General features: G+C 57.3%; 17 protein-coding genes. 6 read left to right on the top strand and 11 right to left on the bottom strand.

Annotation, left to right across the window (positions count from 1 at the left end; genetic code table 11):
- The first annotated feature begins 83 nt into the window (after positions 1-83).
- Positions 84-2,705: a BREX-1 system phosphatase PglZ type A gene (gene pglZ / locus AC13E3_RS09470; RefSeq protein ID WP_339621503.1), complete on the top strand. Its 2,622-nt coding sequence runs from the start codon at positions 84-86 to the stop codon at positions 2,703-2,705.
- Complete coding sequence (brxL, locus tag AC13E3_RS09465) at positions 2,692-4,749, top strand: protease Lon-related BREX system protein BrxL (RefSeq protein ID WP_482901940.1); 2,058 nt, start codon at positions 2,692-2,694, stop codon at positions 4,747-4,749. The genes pglZ and brxL overlap by 14 nt, the downstream gene beginning before the upstream one ends.
- Positions 4,750-5,142: 393 nt before the next feature.
- Here brxL and AC13E3_RS09460 read toward each other — a convergent pair whose 3' ends face one another.
- From AC13E3_RS09460 to ltnD, 10 genes are all read right to left on the bottom strand, one after another.
- Positions 5,143-6,015 (bottom strand): NAD(P)-dependent oxidoreductase, encoded by an 873-nt coding sequence (locus AC13E3_RS09460; RefSeq protein WP_286804067.1) that lies wholly within the window; start codon positions 6,013-6,015, stop codon positions 5,143-5,145.
- Between the two features lie 30 nt (positions 6,016-6,045).
- Positions 6,046-7,494 (bottom strand): aldehyde dehydrogenase family protein, encoded by a 1,449-nt coding sequence (locus tag AC13E3_RS09455; RefSeq protein ID WP_106763392.1) that lies wholly within the window; start codon positions 7,492-7,494, stop codon positions 6,046-6,048.
- 22 nt (positions 7,495-7,516) lie between these two features.
- Positions 7,517-8,791, bottom strand: coding sequence for a TRAP transporter large permease (locus AC13E3_RS09450; protein WP_106763390.1), 1,275 nt, complete (start codon positions 8,789-8,791; stop codon positions 7,517-7,519).
- Complete coding sequence (locus AC13E3_RS09445) at positions 8,788-9,300, bottom strand: TRAP transporter small permease (RefSeq protein ID WP_106763744.1); 513 nt, start codon at positions 9,298-9,300, stop codon at positions 8,788-8,790. The genes AC13E3_RS09450 and AC13E3_RS09445 overlap by 4 nt, the downstream gene beginning before the upstream one ends.
- Before the next feature lie 69 nt (positions 9,301-9,369).
- Positions 9,370-10,371, bottom strand: a complete 1,002-nt coding sequence (locus AC13E3_RS09440; RefSeq protein WP_339621510.1) for a TRAP transporter substrate-binding protein — start codon at positions 10,369-10,371, stop codon at positions 9,370-9,372.
- A 62-nt stretch (positions 10,372-10,433) separates the two neighbouring features.
- The gene (denD, locus tag AC13E3_RS09435; protein ID WP_286804071.1) at positions 10,434-11,396 is read right to left on the bottom strand and encodes a D-erythronate dehydrogenase; all 963 of its coding nucleotides are present in this window, start codon (positions 11,394-11,396) and stop codon (positions 10,434-10,436) included.
- Between the two features lie 5 nt (positions 11,397-11,401).
- Positions 11,402-12,217 carry a 2-oxo-tetronate isomerase gene (gene otnI, locus AC13E3_RS09430; protein ID WP_286804072.1) on the bottom strand — a complete coding sequence of 272 codons (816 nt, stop codon included), beginning with the start codon at positions 12,215-12,217 and terminating at the stop codon, positions 11,402-11,404.
- Between the two features lie 20 nt (positions 12,218-12,237).
- Positions 12,238-12,885 (bottom strand): 3-oxo-tetronate 4-phosphate decarboxylase, encoded by a 648-nt coding sequence (otnC, locus tag AC13E3_RS09425; protein WP_286804073.1) that lies wholly within the window; start codon positions 12,883-12,885, stop codon positions 12,238-12,240.
- On the bottom strand, positions 12,882-14,162 hold the full coding sequence (otnK, locus tag AC13E3_RS09420; protein ID WP_286804074.1) for a 3-oxo-tetronate kinase: 1,281 nt from the start codon (positions 14,160-14,162) through the stop codon (positions 12,882-12,884). Before otnK ends, otnC begins: the two co-directional genes overlap by 4 nt.
- A 2-nt stretch (positions 14,163-14,164) precedes the next feature.
- Positions 14,165-15,100: an L-threonate dehydrogenase gene (gene ltnD, locus AC13E3_RS09415; RefSeq protein WP_286804075.1), complete on the bottom strand. Its 936-nt coding sequence runs from the start codon at positions 15,098-15,100 to the stop codon at positions 14,165-14,167.
- Between the two features lie 119 nt (positions 15,101-15,219).
- Between ltnD and AC13E3_RS09410 the strand changes: the two genes are divergently transcribed.
- The 4 genes from AC13E3_RS09410 (at position 15,220) to AC13E3_RS09395 (ending at position 19,156) form a co-directional block, all read left to right on the top strand.
- The gene (locus tag AC13E3_RS09410) at positions 15,220-16,260 is read left to right on the top strand and encodes a LacI family DNA-binding transcriptional regulator (protein ID WP_286804076.1); all 1,041 of its coding nucleotides are present in this window, start codon (positions 15,220-15,222) and stop codon (positions 16,258-16,260) included.
- 693 nt (positions 16,261-16,953) lie between these two features.
- On the top strand, positions 16,954-17,454 hold the full coding sequence (pncC, locus tag AC13E3_RS09405; protein WP_273044418.1) for a nicotinamide-nucleotide amidase: 501 nt from the start codon (positions 16,954-16,956) through the stop codon (positions 17,452-17,454).
- A 164-nt stretch (positions 17,455-17,618) separates the two neighbouring features.
- Positions 17,619-18,665, top strand: coding sequence for a recombinase RecA (gene recA, locus AC13E3_RS09400; RefSeq protein WP_008170534.1), 1,047 nt, complete (start codon positions 17,619-17,621; stop codon positions 18,663-18,665).
- A gap of 20 nt (positions 18,666-18,685) precedes the next feature.
- Positions 18,686-19,156 (top strand): flavodoxin family protein, encoded by a 471-nt coding sequence (locus AC13E3_RS09395; protein WP_482901939.1) that lies wholly within the window; start codon positions 18,686-18,688, stop codon positions 19,154-19,156.
- 15 nt (positions 19,157-19,171) lie between these two features.
- On the opposite strand, the gene AC13E3_RS09390 is transcribed toward AC13E3_RS09395, so the two are convergent.
- Positions 19,172-19,549: a PilZ domain-containing protein gene (locus AC13E3_RS09390; protein ID WP_008170530.1), complete on the bottom strand. Its 378-nt coding sequence runs from the start codon at positions 19,547-19,549 to the stop codon at positions 19,172-19,174.
- Between the last annotated feature and the right edge of the window lie 21 nt (positions 19,550-19,570).

Genomic DNA, 19,570 nt, shown 5'->3' with positions numbered 1-19,570 from the left:
CGTTGTCATCCTTTGACCTCGCAAACCTGTGTTACATTGTCCTAACATACTGAATAAAAAGATGTTTGAATAAGGCGTGGTTCATGGACTCAAAAAAGCTCACCCAAGGGCTTCAGCAAGCTTTTTTCTCCGAAAACCACCGACTGGTGTTCTGGTACGACCCCGAGCAAAGCTTTGGCGATGAGCTGGCCAATATCGATTTGCCGGATGTTCAGGTGGTAGACATGGCCGGCGAGTCGTCTATGGCCCTTAAGCTGAAACTGGAGCTGGAAGACCAGAGCGGCAGGTACTTGCTGTATTTCCCCCACGCAGAGCCGGAACCGGAAGACGACTGGTTGCTGGACATGAAACTGTATTCCCGCACCTTCCATGCGGATCGCATTTCCATCATCTTCAACGAGCTGGGCTTGCAGCAGCAGAGCCTTCGGGCTCACCTTGCCCGGCGTGAGAAGTTTCTGAGTAAGGCCCGTTTGGCAGCTCTCAAGCGCTTTGTCCAGCCGGACTTTGACGAAGTCGCGTTGGATTTGGCCATGATTGCGGTGGTTACCCGGGCCGAATCGCCGGATATCGCTAATATCCTGTTTACGCTGGGCGATGAGCTGGTGAAGGCTGATGGCGGGCTGGAGCAGGTGCCGGAGTCCATCAACGAGTTAGAGAAGTATGGTCTGGTGCCACCACTGGTTCGGGCATTCCAGGAGGAGGTGGGTTATCCAGCCTCCGAAGAAGAGCTGCGCGGTGAGGCCCCATTTAGCTTCGGGCATTTTCTAATTCGCCTGCTGGCCACGGGTTTTTGCGAAAGCATTTCAGAAGTCCCGGACTGGGCCCGCTCGGTGGCCATTTCATCGGCCAATGCCAGAGCCACCTCGCGGGCGCTCTTGTCCCGTTGGCGCGACAGCTCTCGCTATTACCCGGCTTATGATGTGATCGCCGACTGGGTTTCCACGGCCCTCAATATCAAGTCCCGCATTGAGGACTACTCGATTGAGGTGCTAGCCAATGTCGCCACCTTCCGGGAAGCTGAGAACCGCATTATCGTCGATTTGGTGAAAGCCATTCCGGAAGCCCGGCCAGCGGATTTGAACCTGTTCGCCCGGGTTATTTCGGACCGGCTAGACGGCTATTGGGCGTCTCGTCACAAAGACGATGATGTTCGCCGGAGATTCCGGACCATCTATTCAGCGCTGTCCGCTGCGATTGATTTGTTTGCGTTACGCCAGGCGCACCCGGAGGGCTTTCATTTCACTAGTGCTGAGGCGCTTTATCAGGCCTATGAGGCCGACCTCTACCGGTTTGACACCGAATATCGCCACTACTGCGCGGCTTCTCGCAAGGCGCATGTGGAGATTCTGAAGGCGCTGGATGAGGCCGTAGAGCAGTGTTATGCCTATTGGTATCTGGACCAACTGGCCCGCAATTGGGGTGACCTGGTGGAAGGCGAGAAGCTACTGGAGCACTGGGCCATTGGTGGTGTGCCCAATCAGCACCACTTCTACGACACCCTGGTAAAGCCCAAGCTGGACAGCGCCCGCAATAAACGCCTGGTGGTCATCATCAGTGATGCGTTTCGCTATGAGGCGGCGGTGGAGTTGCGGGATCGCATCAATGTGAAACGCTATAGCGAGGCGAAGCTGTCCAGCCAGTTAGGGGTGTTGCCCAGTTATACCACGCTGGGTATGGCCTCTCTGTTGCCTCATCAAACCCTGGAATACCGGGAGGGGGTGAGTGATGACGTGTTTGTAGACGGCAAATCCACCAAGGGCAGCGATAACCGCAATCGGGTTCTGGCCAGTTACAACGGGATGGCGGTGCAGGCAGAAACCGTAAAAGCCTGGAGCCGGGAAGAGGGGCGTGACGCCCTTAGGGATCAGCACCTGGTTTATGTCTACCACAACGTGGTGGATGCGAGGGGGGATAGCGCGTCGACGGAATCAGAAACCTTCAATGCGGTGGAACACGCCATCGAAGAGCTGACGGAACTGACCCGCAAGATCATGATGCACTTCAACACCAGCACGGTGTTGGTGACGGCAGACCATGGTTTCTTGTTCCAGCACAGCAAGCTGGAGGCCGCAGACAGAACCTCGCTTGCTGACAAGCCAAGCAATGCTCTCAAGAGTAAAAAGCGTTACGTTATTGGCCACGACTTGCCGGATGCCAAAGATGCCTGGTGTGGCTCTACCCGCCATACCGCTGGTACGGCGTCTGATACCCGATTCTGGATTCCGAAAGGGGCTAACCGCTTCCACTTTGTCGGTGGCGCACGGTTTGTCCACGGTGGCGCTATGCCGCAGGAAATCGTGGTGCCGGTGCTGACAGTAAAGCAGTTGCGTGGTGAGAAGGCTGAAAGTCGTTCCAAGCGCAAGGTGGAGGTCATCTCGCCCAAGCCGACTCTGAAGATGGTCAACAACATCCAGCGGTTTGACCTGATGCAGACGGAGGCGGTGAGCGATCAGGTGCTGCCAGTAACCATAGCGGTCGCGATCTACGAAGGGGCGGAGCAGGTGTCCAGCGAAGAGGTGGTGACCTTTGATAGCGCTTCAGACTCCATGACGGAGCGGGTTAAACAAGTGCGATTGTCGTTGTCCGGTAAAGACTTTGACCGCAAACGGGATTATTTCCTGGTACTCCGGGATAAAGACTTCAACACCGAAATTGAGCGCTATCGGGTGGTGATAGACCTGGCGTTTACAGATGACTTTTTCTAAGGCAGTGGCCATGCAGGAAGATAAAGATCTGGATCAGTTACTCAACGAGCACTTTGCGGGCCGGGTGGTGCGCAAGGATCTGACCAAGCAGATCAAAGAGGGCGCGAATGTGCCCGTGTACGTGCTGGAGTACCTGCTGGGCATGTATTGCGCCTCGGATGACCCGGAGGTGATCGAAACGGGCCTGCGGAACGTCAAAACCGTGCTGTCTGAGAACTACGTGCGCCCTGACGAGGCCGAGAAGGTGAAATCTCTGGTGCGTGAGCGGGGCAGTTACAAGGTGATCGACCGGGTGACCGTTCGCCTGAACGAGAAGAAAGACTGTTACGAGGCGGCTTTTTCCAACTTGGGCATCAGGGATGCGGAGATTGGGGCCGGTATCGTTAAAGAAAACGAGAAGCTGTTGGTCGGCGGGATCTGGGTGATTGCGACTCTGAGTTATTACCATGAGGAAGGGCAGAAAGGCTCGCCCTTTGGCGTAAGCACCCTTAAGCCGATTCAGATGCCCAACATGAATATGGCTGAGTTGTTCGCCGGCCGTGCCGCGCTGACCGTTGACCAGTGGCGGGAGACGCTGATTCGTTCAATTGGGATGGAGCCTGCCTCGCTGGATCAGTCGGTGCAGTGGCACCTGCTGGCGCGGATGATTCCGTTTGTGGAGAACAACTACAACGTCTGTGAGCTGGGCCCTAGGGGCACGGGTAAGAGTCATATCTACAAAGAGTGCTCACCCAATAGCATTCTGGTGTCCGGCGGTCAGACAACGGTGGCGAACCTCTTCTACAACATGAGCAGCCGCAAAATCGGCCTGGTGGGCATGTGGGACCTTGTGGCCTTTGATGAAGTGGCGGGCATCAACTTCAAGGAAAAGGATGGCGTCCAGATCATGAAGGACTACATGGCCTCCGGCTCCTTCGCCCGCGGCCGTGAGCAGATGGAAGCCAATGCCTCCATGGTGTTTGTGGGCAACATCAATCAGTCTGTAGAGTCGCTCGTCAAAACCAGCCATCTGTTGGCTCCCTTCCCTGAACAGATGATCGATTCTGCTTTCTTTGACCGGTTCCACGCTTACATCCCCGGCTGGGAAATTCCCAAGATGCGTCCTGAGTTCTTCACCAACCGATACGGGCTGATTGTGGACTACCTGGCTGAGTTTTACCGGGAGATGCGCAAGCGTAGTTTTGCTGATGCTCTGGATAGATATTTCAAGCTGGGTGGGGACCTAAATCAGCGGGATACGATTGCCGTGCGGAAGACAGTTTCCGGCCTGCTGAAGTTGCTGTACCCCCACGGCGAATTTGACAAGGAAGCCGTGCGCCAGTGCCTGGAATACGCCCTGGAAGTGCGTCGCAGGGTTAAGGAACAGCTCAAGAAGATCGGTGGCATGGAATTCTACGATGTGCATTTCAGCTACATCGACAACGAAGATCTGGAAGAACACTTTGTCACTGTGAAAGAGCAGGGTGGTGGCAAGTTGATACCGGAAGGTCCTTCAAAACCGGGAGTAGTACATACTATCGGTGTGAGCGCTAAAGGGGTTCCGACCCTTTACCGCATCGAGCTTCAGGTAACCAAAGGCTCCGGCAAACTGGCTACCTCGGGCCAAGTTACCAACCCTGCGGCCAAAGAGCAGGTGAAAATGGCCTTTGACTATTTTAAGGCCAACATCTCCCGCATCTCTGGTGCAACCAAGGTAATGGACCACGACTTCCACCTGCACGTGGTGGATCTGCAAAACGGCGGCCCCATCCAGTCGCTCTCCATTCCCAGCCTTGTGGCCTTTGCTTCCGGGATCATGGGGCGACCAGCCCAGGCTCAGCTCGTCGTACTTGGTGACATGAGTCTGGGTGGCAGTGTAAACGCTGTGCAGAGTCTCGCTGAGTGTTTGCAGATTGCCCTTGATGGTGGTGGTAAGCGAGTGGCTCTGCCGATTACCAGTGCTGGGGATATTCCGACCGTGCCTGGGGAGTTGTTTACCAAATTCCAGACCAACTTCTATGCGGATCCGGTGGATGCGGTGTTCAAGGTTTTGGGGGTAGATTGAGATCTAAAGGCACCCCGACCAGAGATAAGCGGGTGGGGTGCTGGCGAGTTGTCACTGGCTACCCCGTCTAGGTGTGGCAGATTGGGCATATTATCTTAGTATTTTGCCCTGAATGTGCCACACCGCCGGCCAGAATCCACGTTCTTTATCGCCCGCATCGGTTTGCGAAAATATCTAAAACCTCCTTCCCTGGTCGGGAAAGGCCGCGGCTGACTCTGTGGTTCAATGCAACTTCAAAAGCACCGGGTTGCCCCTACTTAGTGCCCATCCAGAAACACGCATTTAACGACTTCAAATCCCGGTAGGTTCGGGGAGACCCCGATGGCCAGCGGAGAATCGACAACGATCTCTGGACGCCCTCAGGGCCAAGGGCGTGGGTATCTACGTCAAACATTAATGTGTTTGCAGAAGTCGAATCAATTCCGGCACAGTGGCATCTTGATCATCGATGGAGCCGTAGAGTTCACCGACCGTATCTGCAATGGCTCTGGCGCTTTTTAAATCTTCAAGCATGGCCCGATAGTAACCGACGTCCTTATTTGCATTGGCAATGCTGAACCGGAAACCTGACGGATCATTCCGTTCGATATAGGGCCGCAATCTCTCCAGAATCACACCACCGCCTCCACCATTGCCGAGAACGGAAAGCAGAGATTCGTCGTCAATACCCGCCTTGCGAGACGCCGCGACCGCCTCGGAAAGAACCGCCGAAAAACCCAGCGACACGAAGTTATGCACAAGTTTCAGAGTGTGCCCTGCTCCCACACCACCGGCATGGGTAATGGTTTCCGCGAAACTCTGAAGCAACGGCAATGTTTCCGAGAACAGGGCATCAGGCGCGCCAACGATCAGATTAAGTCGCCCTTCTTCCGCTTCCTTGGGCGTCCGGGTCATGGCGGCGTCCATGAACCGTCCGCCAGCTTCATTAACCTGCCTGGCAACCTCTGCTGTCGAGCTGGGCAACGCTGTGGAACAATCAATTACTATGGTTCCCGGGCGCAGCCCCTCCAACACACCCCCAGACTCAAAGAGCACCGCCTTGACCTGAGGTGAGCCGGTCACGCACAGGATAACGATGTCAGAATGCCGGGCCACCTCACCAGCACTTTTCAGAGGCGTGGCTCCCGCAGACACCAGATCCTCAGCGGGTTGATTGCCAGGATGCTCAAGAAAACTCAGGGGATACCCTGCCCGTTGAAGGTTCCGCGCGATACCATGGCCCATCAGGCCAACACCAATAACTCCGACTCTGTCCCTATGCGACATTATGCTCTCTCCCAAACAGCGATTTGATGGTTAGCCATGCCGAACTGCGACCGTTTTAATGCGGGTGAAGCTGCGCAATCCCTCAAAACCTTTCTCGCGACCATGGCCCGAACGCCCGACCCCGCCGAAAGGCAGCTCTATGCCACCACCGGCACCGTAATTATTGATAAACACCTGCCCACATCGAAGCTGTCTGGCCAGGCGCCATTGCCGCCCGCCGTCCGTCGTCCACACGCCCGCGCACAAGCCAAAGTCCGTTTCGTTGGCCAACGCAAGGGCCTCGTCCTCAGACCGGAAACGCTGTACAACCAGCACAGGTCCGAACAACTCCTCCCTCAACAGTTCATGGCCCTCAGGAATATCAACCAGAACCTGCGGCTCTACAAAATGTCCTGCTCCTGGTGCCGTATCGGCCAGCCTGCCTTTCGCAAGAACTCGTACACCACTGGAAAGCGCCGCCTCAAGCCTCGATTCCAGCACGGATTTTTGCCGTGCATTGATCAAGGGGCCGCAATCCGCATCGGCCTCACCGACATCACAGCGCAATGCGAAAAAGCGCTCAGCAAGGCGATCAAGAAATTGATCCGCCACCGCGTCGTCGATAAGCAATCGGCTACCCGCTGAACAGGTCTGGCCCGCGTTCTGAACAATGCCTCTTACGACTGCCTCAAGTGCTGCCTCAATATCGGTATCGGCAAACACGATCTGTGGCGACTTACCACCCAGCTCAAGGGTAACGGGCACGTGGTGCCTGGCCGCCGCCTGAGTCACCAGGGTGCCCGTCTCCGGTGAGCCGGTGAACGACAGATGGTCAATCCGTGGATGAGCCGCCAAGGCAGCGCCAGCCTCGCGCCCAAGCCCGGGAACAACATTGAGCACGCCCGCAGGAAGACCGCACTCCATCGCCAGTTCAGCCAGTCGCAACACGCTCAGACAGGCATCTTCGGCCGGTTTGACCACAACCGTGTTACCCGCCGCCAGGGATGCGGCAACGCAACGCCCGAAAATCTGCGCCGGATAATTCCAGGGGATAATCTGCGCGCACACTCCGAAAGGCTCCCGCAACGTCATGACCGAAAAGCCACTTTCGAAAGGGATTGTTTCCCCATGGAGTTTATCGGCGGCGCCGGCATAGAAACGGAAGTAGCGGGCACACGCCTTTATGTCTCCCCGAGCCTGAGACATCGGTTTGCCAGTATCGGCACACTCCAGGGCCGACAACTGCTCCTCGTTTCGTTCAATCTCCTGGGCAAAGTCCAGGAGCCACTGGCCACGTGAACGCGCTGTCCACGTCAACCAGCCAGTGAGTGCGCCCGAAGCCGCGCGGACCGCGGCGTCAACTTCACCAGCCCCACACCTGGCAATCTGGCCGATGGGTTCTCCGTAGGAGGGCGCCTCAACCGTGAGCGTGGAGCGGGTGGCGACCCATTCACCGCCAATCAATGCTTTTTCTGTTGGCATATCGGGTAACGAAAGCATGTCCGGCCTCCATGGTTAGCGATCAGTACAGAAGGTCCACAAGCCCCATAGAGATCCAGGGCATATAGGTGATGGCAAGGAGGCATGCCAATACTACGAGCACAAACCGCATCAACCAGGGTAGTAGCTGATCAATAGACAGTTTCGCGACGGCACACGCTGCAAACAGATTGACCCCCAACGGCGGTGTGAACATCCCAAGCGCCAGATTCACAACAACGATCAGGCCAAAATGAACCGGGTCGATACCGTACTGGATTGCGATGGGGGTAAATATTGGCGCCAGCACCAGAATTGCTGCCGACGTCTCAATAAACATACCGACGATTAACAGCATCACGTTAACCGCCAGCAAAAAGGCAATAGGGCTCTCAAAAATTTGAGTCACCCATGCAGCAACTTCACCCGGCAGCCCAGAACGGCTGATCAGGAAGCTGAACAGCGCCGCCGCCGCAATGATCAGCATCACAGCTGCCGTTGATATGACACTTTCCCGAAAAATCGGGAACAGTTCAGCCATTGGCAGTTCCCGATATACCAGTCCCCCAACGATCAGGGCGTAAACGACCGCCACTGCAGAAGCCTCAGTGGGCGTAAACACACCACCGTAAATACCGCCAATAACAACGACCGGCATCAGCAAAGCCGCCCATGCGCGCTTGAAGGCGGTCATAAAGTCATGACGATCCTCTCTGTCTCGCAATCCATACCCGCGTTTCTTGCAGAACAGGAAAAGGAACAGCAGTAACGCGCCACCAATCAGAAGCCCCGGGCCGATACCGGCAATGAAGAGCTTTCCAATGGAGGTATCCGTGCTCACGCCGTAGAGAATCAGAGGAATGGAAGGCGGGATCAGAACGCCCAGTTCAGCCGACGAAGCCTGGATCGACGCAGCCAGTGGGCGCGGATAGTCATGCTTGACCATGGCGGGAATAAGAATTGAGCCAATTGCAAAGGTTGTTGCCACGCTGGACCCGGACACCGCTGCAAACATCATGCAGGTCAGAACGCAGGTCATGGCAAGACCACCCTGAAGGCCACCTACCATGGATTTGGCAAGATCCACCAGCCGTCGGGAGATACCGCCCGCGGACATCAGATTGCCCGCCAGAATGAAAAACGGAATCGCCATCAACGGAAAGCTGTCGATACCGACAAACATTTGCTGGGGAACCAGCAACAGCGGCAGAGGGGAAAAAAACTCAATGCCGATGATGGATGCCAGCACAATCGAAATGGCAATAGGAACGCCCAGACTGAAAAGTATGATCAGTGACAGGCCAATAGCAGCATTCATACCGGGTCCCCCCCGTGGACAGGGCCAATAGACTCCTGGCCCCTTATTTGGGCAATCAGTCGAGTCACAACGGCGATCAGAGTAAAACCGGCACCCACGGGCATCGCGGCATATGCCCAGGCGATGGAAATGCCAAGCCCCGCGAGCATTTGTGATTGCACCCGGATTGCCATTGCCGTCCCGAAGTAGATCAGCACCAACAGAACCAGTGCGCAGCAGCTTGCAATGAAGAGTTCAACCCATACCAGTTTTCGCCCCGGCACCAACTTGTAGATCACCTCTACGGACATCATGAATCCACCCCGGAACCCCGGAGCGGCACCAAGAAAGACACACCAGATCATCGTGGAGCGGGAAATCACCTCAGACCAGGTCGACGGCGCATCAAAAACAAATCGTGTGAGTACCTGATAGAAACCAAGGGTCACAGAAATCACCAGCATCACGACGGCACCGAGAAGGGCCAATCGAGTTGTCTGGCGTTCAATGCTAAAAAGAAGTTGCAGCATCGTGGCCACCATTAGAAAGCAATCCCGGCACCGTCAACGTGACAGGTACCGGGGAATTGGATTGGTGGTTTAGCAGCCGCTGGCGCGAATGCGGTCCAGCATCTCGCTTCCATACTGATCTGTGTAGATCTTGTAGGCGGGCTCGACCGCCTCCTGGAAGGGTGCCTTGTTGATATCGGTCTTGACCGTCATCCCTTTTTCACGCAACAGCTTCACGCCGTCGCGCTCCAGGCGGGAGACTTCTTCACGGGTCGCTTCGGCGGATGCCTTGGCGGCCTGCTCGAACCAACTCCGCTCCTCTTCTGTAAGACTGTCAAGGAGCACCGGGGAGCCAAGCACCGCGGCGGGTGAATAGACGTGTCCGGTCAACGAAAGGTGATCCTGAACTTCCCAGAACTTCGTGGCGACGATCACGGTGATGGGATTTTCCTGGCCATCAACGGTGCCCTGCTGCAACGCGGTAAACACTTCCGGGAACGCCATTGGGGTGGGATGAACGCCCATCTGCTCGAAGGCCTCCATGTGTACCTTGTTTTCCATGGTACGCACCTTCAACCCCTTGGCATCGTCAGGGCTGGTCACAGGGCGAACACTGTTGGTCATGTGGCGGAAGCCGTTTTCCGACCAGGCAAGGCCCACCAGGTTATGGTCAGACATCTTGTTCAACAGGTCCTGGCCGATCTCGCCATCAAGTACACAGCGGGCCTCTTCGTAACTCTTGAAAAGAAACGGCAGGTCAAGCACATAACTTTCCGGTACGAAATTCCCCAAAGGACCTGTCGATGTAATCACAACATCAACGGTGCCAATCTGCAGGCCCTCGATCATGGCCCGCTCCCCGCCCAGGGAACCGGAAGGGTGCTCGGCGACCTCAAACTCTCCGCCACTGAGGCGCTCCAGAGTTTCCTCAAAGGCATCGGCGCCCACGGAATAGTGGGAACTGTCAGACAGCGTATGGCCAAGGTTAATGGTTCTTGCTGCCTGTGCATTCACTGCTGTCACGGCAAGCAAAGCTGAAGTGGCACCGGCGATGGCGGTGGTCAGGCTACGGCGTGCGAACGTTGCTTTCATTGTTGTTACCTCATTTTGCATTGTCACGCTTTGGGTAAATTCCGGGGTGCGTAGGCCCGGAATCAGGCATTCTCGTCCATAAAAGCCCTTACGATTTCACGAAAATCCTTATCGCTTCTGAATCCGAGCTTGCTCGCCCGGAGGTTACTGAATCTCGATGGCCAGCTGCCGACAATCGCCTCAATTTTCGAATCCGGCCGGAACTGAACGCGGGCGAGCGCCGATTCGCCTCCCACTTCACGCAATGATTCCAGCATTTCCGAAACGCTGACGGTAATACCCGGCAACATGAAAGCCCGGAAAGCACCGAGATCCTCACCCGGAACCTCGGCCCCGTGCACAAGGGCATCAACCACCGTTGCGGGAGACATAATGAACAGTTCCAGATCGGGCGAAACCGGGCAGATGGCATCCTCACCCTTGAGGGGTTCGCGCAGGATACTTGAGGCAAAACTGGAGGCCGCCGCATTCGGACGGCCAGGACGGATCACAATGGTGGGCAGGCGCAGCACCAGCCCATCGACAATGCCACGGCGACTGTAGTCATTGATCAGCAACTCGCTCATGGCTTTCTGGGCACCGTAAGAATTCTGGGGATGCAATGCCGTCATATCATCAAGGGTGTACGGCAAATCTCCGCCGTAGGCGGCCACGGAGCTTGCCATGATCAGCCGTGTCCGGTTGAGGCCATGCTTCCGGCAACCTTCGAGTAAATCGCGGGTTGCATCGAAATTGACCCTCATTCCCAAATCCAGATCGCCTTCCGCAGCACTGCTGACCACCGCTGCGAGGTGGTAAATCACATCCGGTTGCTCGGCAAGGACATCATCCAGCGCACCGGGTTGGCTGATATCCCGTGCGAGCGTTTTAGTGGCCAAGTCGCCGGCCTCCGGGCAGGGCGGCTCAGTCTGATCGATCAGAGTCAGACGGCTCAGCGAGTTACCGGCCAGTTGCCCAGCGCTGACGAGATGATCGACCAACCGCTGCCCGAGAAAGCCCGCGGCTCCAGTAATGACAATATGCATAACCTTTACTGACCTCTTGTTGTTGTGTCGGCGTTCAGCCCGTAGGCCTGTCCCCATCCCAGACCGGCCCGGGTGTTATCGGCTGGTCGATACTCGCAGCCCACCCATCCGGTATAACCCAGCGAATCCAGTCTCGCGAGCACCTCTGGGTAACAGACCTCCCCTACATCCGGTTCATGGCGTTCCGGCACACCGGCAATCTGCACATGCCCGATGGCGTGGAACTGACGTTCCATGTGACTAATCAGGTCGCCGTCCATAATCTGGCAGTGGTAGACATCAAACTGCAGTTTCAGGTTGTCCGCGCCCACCTCATCAATCACCTTGATGGCGTCTGCCTGCCTGGACAGGAAATACCCCGGCATATCCCGTCGATTGATCGGCTCGATCAGGAGATCCCGGCCCGCTTTCGCGGCCTCCCCGGCGGCAAAGCGAAGATTTTTCAGGTAGGTGTGGTGATGAGCCTCGACCGTCTTCCGATCGGCGCTCTCCGGGAGCAGACCCGCCATCGCATGGATGCGGGGGCAATCCAGCACCTCGGCATAACGCAGCGCCTCGGCCACTGAAGCCTGAAACTCCGCCTCCCTTCCGGGCAGGCTGGCAAGCCCGCGCTCACCAGCCTCCCAGTTGCCGGGCGGAAGGTTAAACAGCACCTGTTCCAGCCCGGCCTCGCGCAGGCAACCCGCCAAATCTTCCGGGCGATAGGCGTAGGGAAACAGATACTCAACGCCCCGGAACCCCGCCTTCGCTGCGGCACCGAACCGGTCCAGAAAATCATGTTCCGGGAACAGCATGCTCAAGTTCGCGGCCAGTCTGATCATTACAGCACCCTCCTGGAGGTTCAGTCCCTGGGGAACCGCTGTTCCAGCGCCGAAACCTGTTCAGCTGTCAGCGCTCGTGGGTTTTCCCCGCGAAGAAGCAGAAACAGCTTCGCCGTCTCCTCCAGCTCCTCCGTGGCATACACCGCCGCCTCCAGGTTTTTTCCAGCGACCACCGGCCCGTGGTTGGCGAGCAGCACGGCACTGTGCTCGCCGGCCAGACCGCGAACCGCGTCACCCAGCTGCGGGTCCCCGGGCATGTGATAAGGCACCAGGGGCAGCCGACCCACCCGCATCACGTAATAGGCCGTTAATGGTGGAATGCAGTCGCAGGGGTTGATATCGGGCAGGCAGGACACCGCCACCGAATGGGTTGAATGCAGGTGCACAATGGCGCCCGACTGAGGACGCTCCTCGTACATGGCCGTGTGCAGAAACTGCTCCTTCGTCGGCTTATCGCCCTCCAGCAAACGCCCTGAGCGGTCAAGCCGGGAAATTCGCTGGGGATCAAGCCGCCCAAGGCAGGCGTTGGTGGGGGTCATCAACCAGCCGCCATCGTCGAGGCGAACGCTGATATTGCCGCTCGAACCCATCGTCAACCCGCGATCAAACAGTGACTGGCCGAGCGTCGCAATCTGCTCTCGCAGTTGATTTACTTCACTGACATTCATGGCAACACCTCAAACGCACGTGTAAAGAAATCCGGCCCGCCGAAATTGCCCGACTTCAAAGCCAGAGACAGCGGTCCCGGCCCGCCTACATCGGCGGCTTGGGTCCAGGGCACGCCCGGATCAATCTGGTCGCCGATCCGCAACGTGCGAATACCAAGCGCCGACACAACCGCACCCGAGGTCTCGCCTCCGGCCACCACCAGGCGGCCAACCCCTTCATTAACCAGGGTAACGGCGAGGTGGCCAAGGGCAGACTCGACAAGCTCGCCGGCACGCTCCGCCCCCAATGTCGCTTGAGCCTGCCGGACCTGATCCGGATCCGAGGAGGCGTAAACCAGAACCGGCGCTCCCGCCCTCAGTCTTTCGCGAGCGAAAGCCAGGGCCGCCTCCAGATGATCATCACCCTCCGCAAGCTTCAAAGGATCAAGGGCAAAGCCTTCACCCTTGCCCAGAAAATCCGCCACCTGCCCCAGCGTTGCCCTCGAACAGCTGCCGGACAACACCAGTGCACCGCCAACACCCGGCTCCAGGCGCCCGGCTTCGGACACATTCGCCAGCCAGCCGCGTGAGCGGTACTCCGCGGGCAGCGCCTGGCCCAGGCCGGAGCCTCCGGTCACCAGCGGCTTATCAACAACCGCACCGGCCAGGGTTGCGAGATCCGATCCATCCAGGGTGTCACAAATCACATGCCGGACACCGTCGGATTCCAGGGCCTTCAGTCTCTCGCCGGCGGTACCGGGCCCCTGCCTCAGTACCGGCCATGGCAGCAGGCCCACGTTGCCCTTTGTTTGCCGAGCCAGCACACGCACCAGATCGGCATCCTTCATTGGGTTGAGTGGGTGGTCCTGCATGCCGCTGTCATTCAAAAGCCGGTCACCCACAAACAGATGCCCCTGATACACCGTACGGCCATTAACCGGGAACGCCGGCACCATCACCGTCTGGCGGGCGTTCAGGGCATCCAGAAGAGCATCGCTGACCGGGCCAATATTGCCGCGATCCGTGGAATCAAACGTGGAGCAGTACTTGAAGAAAATCTGCCGGGCACCGAGGTCCTGAAGCCAGGCCAGGGCCGCCAGTGACTCAGTGACCGCCTGCTCGGCGGGGCATGAGCGTGATTTAAGCGCCACCACAACAGCATCAACGTTGCTCAGGTCGGGTTTACCCTCAGGCACGCCAATTACCTGAATACAGCGCATACCGCTGCGAACCAGATTGTTCGCCAGATCGGTTGCCCCGGTGAAGTCATCGGCGATTGCGCCCAACACAATACTCATGCTCACTCCTCACCACTGTCGTTGGCGGCATCCGGCAACGTGATGCCGGCAAGCCGTTCGTAGACCTTGATCACCGCTGAATCGTCTTCCTTCCCGAACCCGGCCGCCTTCGCTGCGGTAAACTGCTGAAGCGCACTGGCGGCCACGGGGGTTGGCATGGCCAGCTCCCGCCCGGTGTCGTGAACAATATTGAGATCCTTAACGAAGATATCGACCGCTGAGAGAGGGGAGTAATCGCCCTTGAGAATATGCGGGACGCGGTTCTCGAACATCCAGGAGTTACCGGCTGAGTGAGTAATTACCTCGTAAACGACCTCGGGCGGCAATCCCATCCGGATCGCCATAGCCATGGCCTCCGCTGCTGCAGCAATATGAACCCCGGCCAGCAGCTGATTGACCAGCTTCATACTCGACCCGATTCCGGGCGCATCTCCCAACCGGTAGACGGTCGCCGCCATGGCATCAAGGACCGGCTCGGCAAGGCCGAACGCATCCGTGCTTCCCGAGGCCATCACCGAAAGCTGGCCAGCCCTCGCTTTGGCCGCACCGCCACTGATGGGTGCATCCAGCATCTCGATACCCGCCTGGCCGAGCCGTTCAGCAAGATCACGGGCAATCGCCGGCGCCACTGTTGCGCACTGAATCACCAGGCTGCCCGGCTTTAAGCCGGCAAGAAGCCCGGATTCACCAAAAAGCACCTGTTCGACCTGGGCCGCATTCACTACCACCAACAACACAACATCGCTTTTGGCAGCCAGTTCAGCGAGCGCACTCACAGTGCGACCACCAGCGTGCTCAAAGCCCGCCCGGGCCTTTTCGCTGACATCACACCCGGTAACCTCAAACCCACACTCAAGCAGGGCCGTAGCTGTTCCCATTCCCATGGCGCCCAGACCTACCACACCGACGCGGGGCTTTGTTCCGGATAAGCTTGTCACTTGCTGGCCTCCTGATTCTTGTTTTGATTGTTTGATGGTAGCGCTACCATGTTAGCGCTACCATCGTTTTAGTTGATAAGATTGCGATCAGCAAGTTACCGTCGCGAGGACTACGACCAATGTCTAACATGGAAGCCTCTTCCCCGGAACCCCGCAAGCGGAGAGGTTCTGATAAACCAACGCTGAAACAGGTCGCGGAAGCGGCCGGGGTTTCCCCCATCACGGTATCCCGGGCCCTGAACACGCCAGACCGCGTGAACAAGGAAACCCGCCGACGGGTCACCGAAGCCGTGGAGCAACTGGGCTACGTACCCAACCTGATCGCCGGCAGCCTGGCCTCGGCCAGTTCGCGATTTATTGCCGTTATCGTTCCTTCGCTCGCCAACGCAGTTTTCATTGAAGTGATCAAGGGGCTTCAGGAAGCTTTCGAAGCCAAGGGCTACCAGATACTGCTCGGCAATACCGATTACGATCTTCAGAGGGAGCACCAACTGGTACGAACCTTTCTGGGATGGTCCTGTTCCGGACTGGTGATTGCCGGCTTGCGCCACAGCAAAGCCTGCCAAGGCCTTCTGGAAACCTGGAACAAGCCGATCGTGGAAATGATGGAATTGGGTAAAGGGTTGGACTTGAACGTGGGGCTGGACCACCGGGAAGCGGGCGCTTGTATGGCCAGGCACCTGTTAGACAGGCACTATCGCTCCATCATCTATGTGGGCGCCTGTATGGACAGGGATTACCGGGCTAACATGCGGTATGAGGGACACAAAGAAATTCTCGCGCAAGCGGGGCTGGAAGCGCCGATAATTGAGCTGGACAGACTCGGCAGCCTGGAAGCCGGCGCGGTTGCGCTCGACATGGTTCTGGAGCAATGCCCCAGAACTGATGCCATCCATTTCGCCAACGACGACCTCGCCACTGGCGCTTTGCTACACGCCCAACGGCTGGGCCTTGGCGTGCCACAGGACATCGCCATCGCCGGGTTCAACGGCCTGCCCCTTGGCCAGCAGGTGACGCCGAGACTGACAACTATTCAGTCTCCCAGGGAGACCATGGGGCGGCTTGCAGCCGAGCAAATACTGAGGCGCCTGAACGACGAACCCATAACCGATAAACAATTGAACGTGGCATTCCGCACCCTCATTGGTGAAAGCACCTGAACCTATAGAAATGCCTTAACGGCTCAGCCGGGAATCAATACTTGCGGTTGCGGGAACAATGATTCCGGAGGCCAACGTAGGTGGCAATCATGTCACCAAAGTGTTCATCTGTGGAAAATAGCCGAGCCCAAGTGCTGTGCATTTTGGTGAGCCGGGTTAAAACCGTCCTTGGGACCGGGGTAGAACCCAACCGGAGCTTATTGTTCTTAAGTCAATGCGCTCCAATAGTTCCTCAGGTATCTTTCAAGCGGCCTGCTACTATGGGGCGGGAGAGGTACGCTGCGAATCTTTGAGGTAAACACTCAGTTGGCCAGGTTTGGTAGCAACTTGGTCAGCTGGAGCCGTTAGTTCCGCAGTAAATTACTCGTCAACAGTAGTGCCTTTTACTCTTACTCTGTTTTTGGTTCCGAGTTTAGTATTCCTCCTGTTGAGATTCCCGCACCAGCGCTCCAGACTGACACCTAACGCTTTTATCGAACCGATTGATGGTCTTTCGCGGACGAAGCTAGTCTGCGGACATAGGGGAGGGTAGTTGGGTCAAAGTTGGGGCGAAAGGGGGCGTGTTTATCCGTGTTTTGAGGCTCGGTCTCTTTTGGTCTGAGCTGCTGACATGAACGGGTCCGGTAGCCTTGCTTTGGATGAAGGCGTGAATTGTAAGAAAATAACCGCCGTGATGAAACGAAGGAGGTCATTATGCTGGCCAGCGATCAGGAATTGGAAGAGGCAGGCAACCGCCTTGGTGAACGACTGCTGACAACCGGCCGTACCGTTGCGACGGCGGAGAGTTGCACCGGCGGCTGGGTTGCGAAGGTACTGACCGATCGTGCCGGTTCTTCGGCCTACGTGCTGGGTGGCCTTGTCACGTACAGCAATGAGGCCAAGCAGGGGCTTCTGGGCGTAACCCGGAAATCGCTGGATGAACACGGTGCGGTCAGCGAACCGGTGGTGCGGGAAATGGTTGCCGGTGCCCTGGTGGCGACAGATGCTGACGTTGCCGTGGCTATCAGTGGTGTTGCCGGGCCCGGCGGTGGCAGCGATGACAAGCCTGTGGGCACCGTCTGGTTTGCCTGGGGTAGCAGCCCGGCCTCCGCCGTGGCGGTGGTAAAACACTTTGAGGGTGATCGTGATCAGGTCCGCAGGCAGGCCGTTCTCTTTGCCCTTCAAGGGGTTAACAATTTTGTGGACGAAGTCTGACGGCTTTCACATCCGGAGGGGTTGGTCTCCTCTGCGGGTTATGTTTTAATACTGTTCAAATATACAGGGAATGGGCTGTTCGAGCTGTACAGATTCCCGATTCACTATTTCGCTGCCAGCCTTTTCCTGAGGGTGGCGGCCCAGGCGACAGAGGGTTTGCACTGATGGAAGACAACCGCAAGAAAGCATTGAGCGCAGCACTTGGGCAGATTGAGCGCCAGTTCGGCAAGGGCGCCGTGATGAAAATGGGCGATCAGCCCCGCGAAGCCATTCCTGCGGTCTCCACCGGTTCCCTTGGCCTGGACGTTGCCCTGGGTATTGGCGGTCTTCCATATGGTCGAATTTGCGAAATCTACGGTCCGGAAAGTTCCGGTAAGACGACGCTCACCCTCCAGGTAATTGCCGAAGCACAAAAAGCCGGCAAAACCTGTGCATTCGTGGATGCCGAGCACGCGCTCGATCCGGTTTACGCCGAAAAGCTGGGCGTCAATGTGGACGACCTTCTGGTGTCCCAGCCGGATACCGGTGAGCAGGCCCTGGAAATTGCCGACATGCTGGTTCGTTCCAATGCGGTAGACGTGATCATCGTGGACTCCGTGGCGGCCCTGACCCCGAAAGCGGAAATCGAGGGTGAAATGGGCGACAGCCACGTGGGTCTGCAGGCGCGACTGATGTCCCAGGCGCTTCGCAAGCTGACCGGTAATGTCAAACACGCTAACTGCCTGATGATTTTCATCAACCAGATCCGTATGAAAATCGGGGTTATGTTTGGCTCGCCCGAAACCACCACCGGTGGTAACGCGCTGAAATTCTACTCCTCCGTTCGCCTTGATATCCGCCGCATTGGTGCCGTGAAAGATGGTGACGAAGTGGTCGGTAACGAGACCCGCGTGAAAGTAGTCAAGAACAAAGTATCGCCGCCGTTCAAGCAGGCCGAGTTCCAGATTATGTACGGTAAGGGCATTTACCACATGGCGGAAGTGCTGGATATGGGCGTCAAGGAAGGCTTTGTCGACAAGTCCGGAGCCTGGTACGCCTACAATGGCGACAAGATCGGTCAGGGCAAGGCCAACGCCTGCAAGTTCCTGGAAGAAAACATGGACATTGCCAACGAGATCGAAGCCAAGGTTCGGGACAAGTTGATGCCCAAGCCTGAACCGAAGAAAGACGCAAAAGAAGAGCCTGCAGAAGCCAACGGCGAGCTGCTCTAAGCTTGATGTAGGGAGGACGTATGGGTGGCATGAAGAAACTTTTGATTGTTGCCCATGCGCCTTCCCCGAACACCCTCCGCCTACGAGAAGCTGTGGATGAGGGTGCCCGCCATGAAGATATCGAAAACGTTGAAGTAACCGTTCTGGCACCGTTGGACGCCGGTCCCGATGACGTTCTGGCCTGCGACGCCATTATTCTGGGCACCACTGAGAATCTCGGGTATATGAGTGGTGCTTTAAAAGACTTCTTCGATCGCAGCTACTATCCCTGCCTCGAGCAAACCCAGGGGCTGCCTTTTGCCTATTACATTCGCGCCGGCCATGACGGCACGGGCACCAAGCGGGCAATAGAAAGCATTACCACCGGGCTGCGCTGGAAGCTGGTCCAGGAGCCTTTGATCTGCCGGGGTGAATACCGGGAAGAGTTTGAAGATCAGTGTCGGGAGCTGGGGATGTATGTTGCGGCCAGCCTTGACGCCGGGCTGGTTTGATTGCGAAGGCCTGGCTCAGCTGGCAAACCGGTTGTAGAAGCCTTCAATCCGCGACAGGGCATTGTCGACAGTTCGTGAATAGCCCTTCTTGTCCAGGCAATAGCTGAACTGGACACTGACGCGATAGCCGGTCTGGAAGGGCTGGCATTCCACCACCCGGGCACAAACCCGCGATTCGCTGATGTACTTGCCGTCAAAATCCATGAACAGACGGGCGCCCGGCTCTACTGGTCGGGGGCATAGCACTGCCATTCCGTACCGGTTTAGGTCCAGGCAGGTAACCGGCGTGGGGTGTTTGCCACGACCAAGGAAGCTACGCTCCCGGAGCTGGACCTTCAGGCAGGAGGCGGGGTAACGATCCTTGATTCTGCGCTCTGCGGAATCATTGGTCATACGCTGGCGTCCGTTGCGTGC

This window comes from Marinobacter sp. L-80 (assembly GCF_056859395.1).
Note: the sequence above shows the minus strand (reverse complement) of the source record. Positions and strands in the feature narration are given on the sequence as shown.

Bases quoted from the DNA above. Each gene is read 5' to 3' on its own strand.
- pglZ (WP_339621503.1), top strand. From the start codon at position 84: ATGGACTCAAAAAAGCTCACCCAAGGGCTTCAGCAAGCTTTTTTCTCC.
- brxL (WP_482901940.1), top strand. From the start codon at position 2,692: ATGACTTTTTCTAAGGCAGTGGCCATGCAGGAAGATAAAGATCTGGAT.
- AC13E3_RS09460 (WP_286804067.1), bottom strand. From the start codon at position 6,015: ATGTCGCATAGGGACAGAGTCGGAGTTATTGGTGTTGGCCTGATGGGC.
- AC13E3_RS09455 (WP_106763392.1), bottom strand. From the start codon at position 7,494: ATGCTTTCGTTACCCGATATGCCAACAGAAAAAGCATTGATTGGCGGT.
- AC13E3_RS09450 (WP_106763390.1), bottom strand. From the start codon at position 8,791: ATGAATGCTGCTATTGGCCTGTCACTGATCATACTTTTCAGTCTGGGC.
- AC13E3_RS09445 (WP_106763744.1), bottom strand. From the start codon at position 9,300: ATGCTGCAACTTCTTTTTAGCATTGAACGCCAGACAACTCGATTGGCC.
- AC13E3_RS09440 (WP_339621510.1), bottom strand. From the start codon at position 10,371: ATGAAAGCAACGTTCGCACGCCGTAGCCTGACCACCGCCATCGCCGGT.
- denD (WP_286804071.1), bottom strand. From the start codon at position 11,396: ATGCATATTGTCATTACTGGAGCCGCGGGCTTTCTCGGGCAGCGGTTG.
- otnI (WP_286804072.1), bottom strand. From the start codon at position 12,217: ATGATCAGACTGGCCGCGAACTTGAGCATGCTGTTCCCGGAACATGAT.
- otnC (WP_286804073.1), bottom strand. From the start codon at position 12,885: ATGAATGTCAGTGAAGTAAATCAACTGCGAGAGCAGATTGCGACGCTC.
- otnK (WP_286804074.1), bottom strand. From the start codon at position 14,162: ATGAGTATTGTGTTGGGCGCAATCGCCGATGACTTCACCGGGGCAACC.
- AC13E3_RS09410 (WP_286804076.1), top strand. From the start codon at position 15,220: ATGTCTAACATGGAAGCCTCTTCCCCGGAACCCCGCAAGCGGAGAGGT.
- pncC (WP_273044418.1), top strand. From the start codon at position 16,954: ATGCTGGCCAGCGATCAGGAATTGGAAGAGGCAGGCAACCGCCTTGGT.
- recA (WP_008170534.1), top strand. From the start codon at position 17,619: ATGGAAGACAACCGCAAGAAAGCATTGAGCGCAGCACTTGGGCAGATT.
- AC13E3_RS09395 (WP_482901939.1), top strand. From the start codon at position 18,686: ATGGGTGGCATGAAGAAACTTTTGATTGTTGCCCATGCGCCTTCCCCG.
- AC13E3_RS09390 (WP_008170530.1), bottom strand. From the start codon at position 19,549: ATGACCAATGATTCCGCAGAGCGCAGAATCAAGGATCGTTACCCCGCC.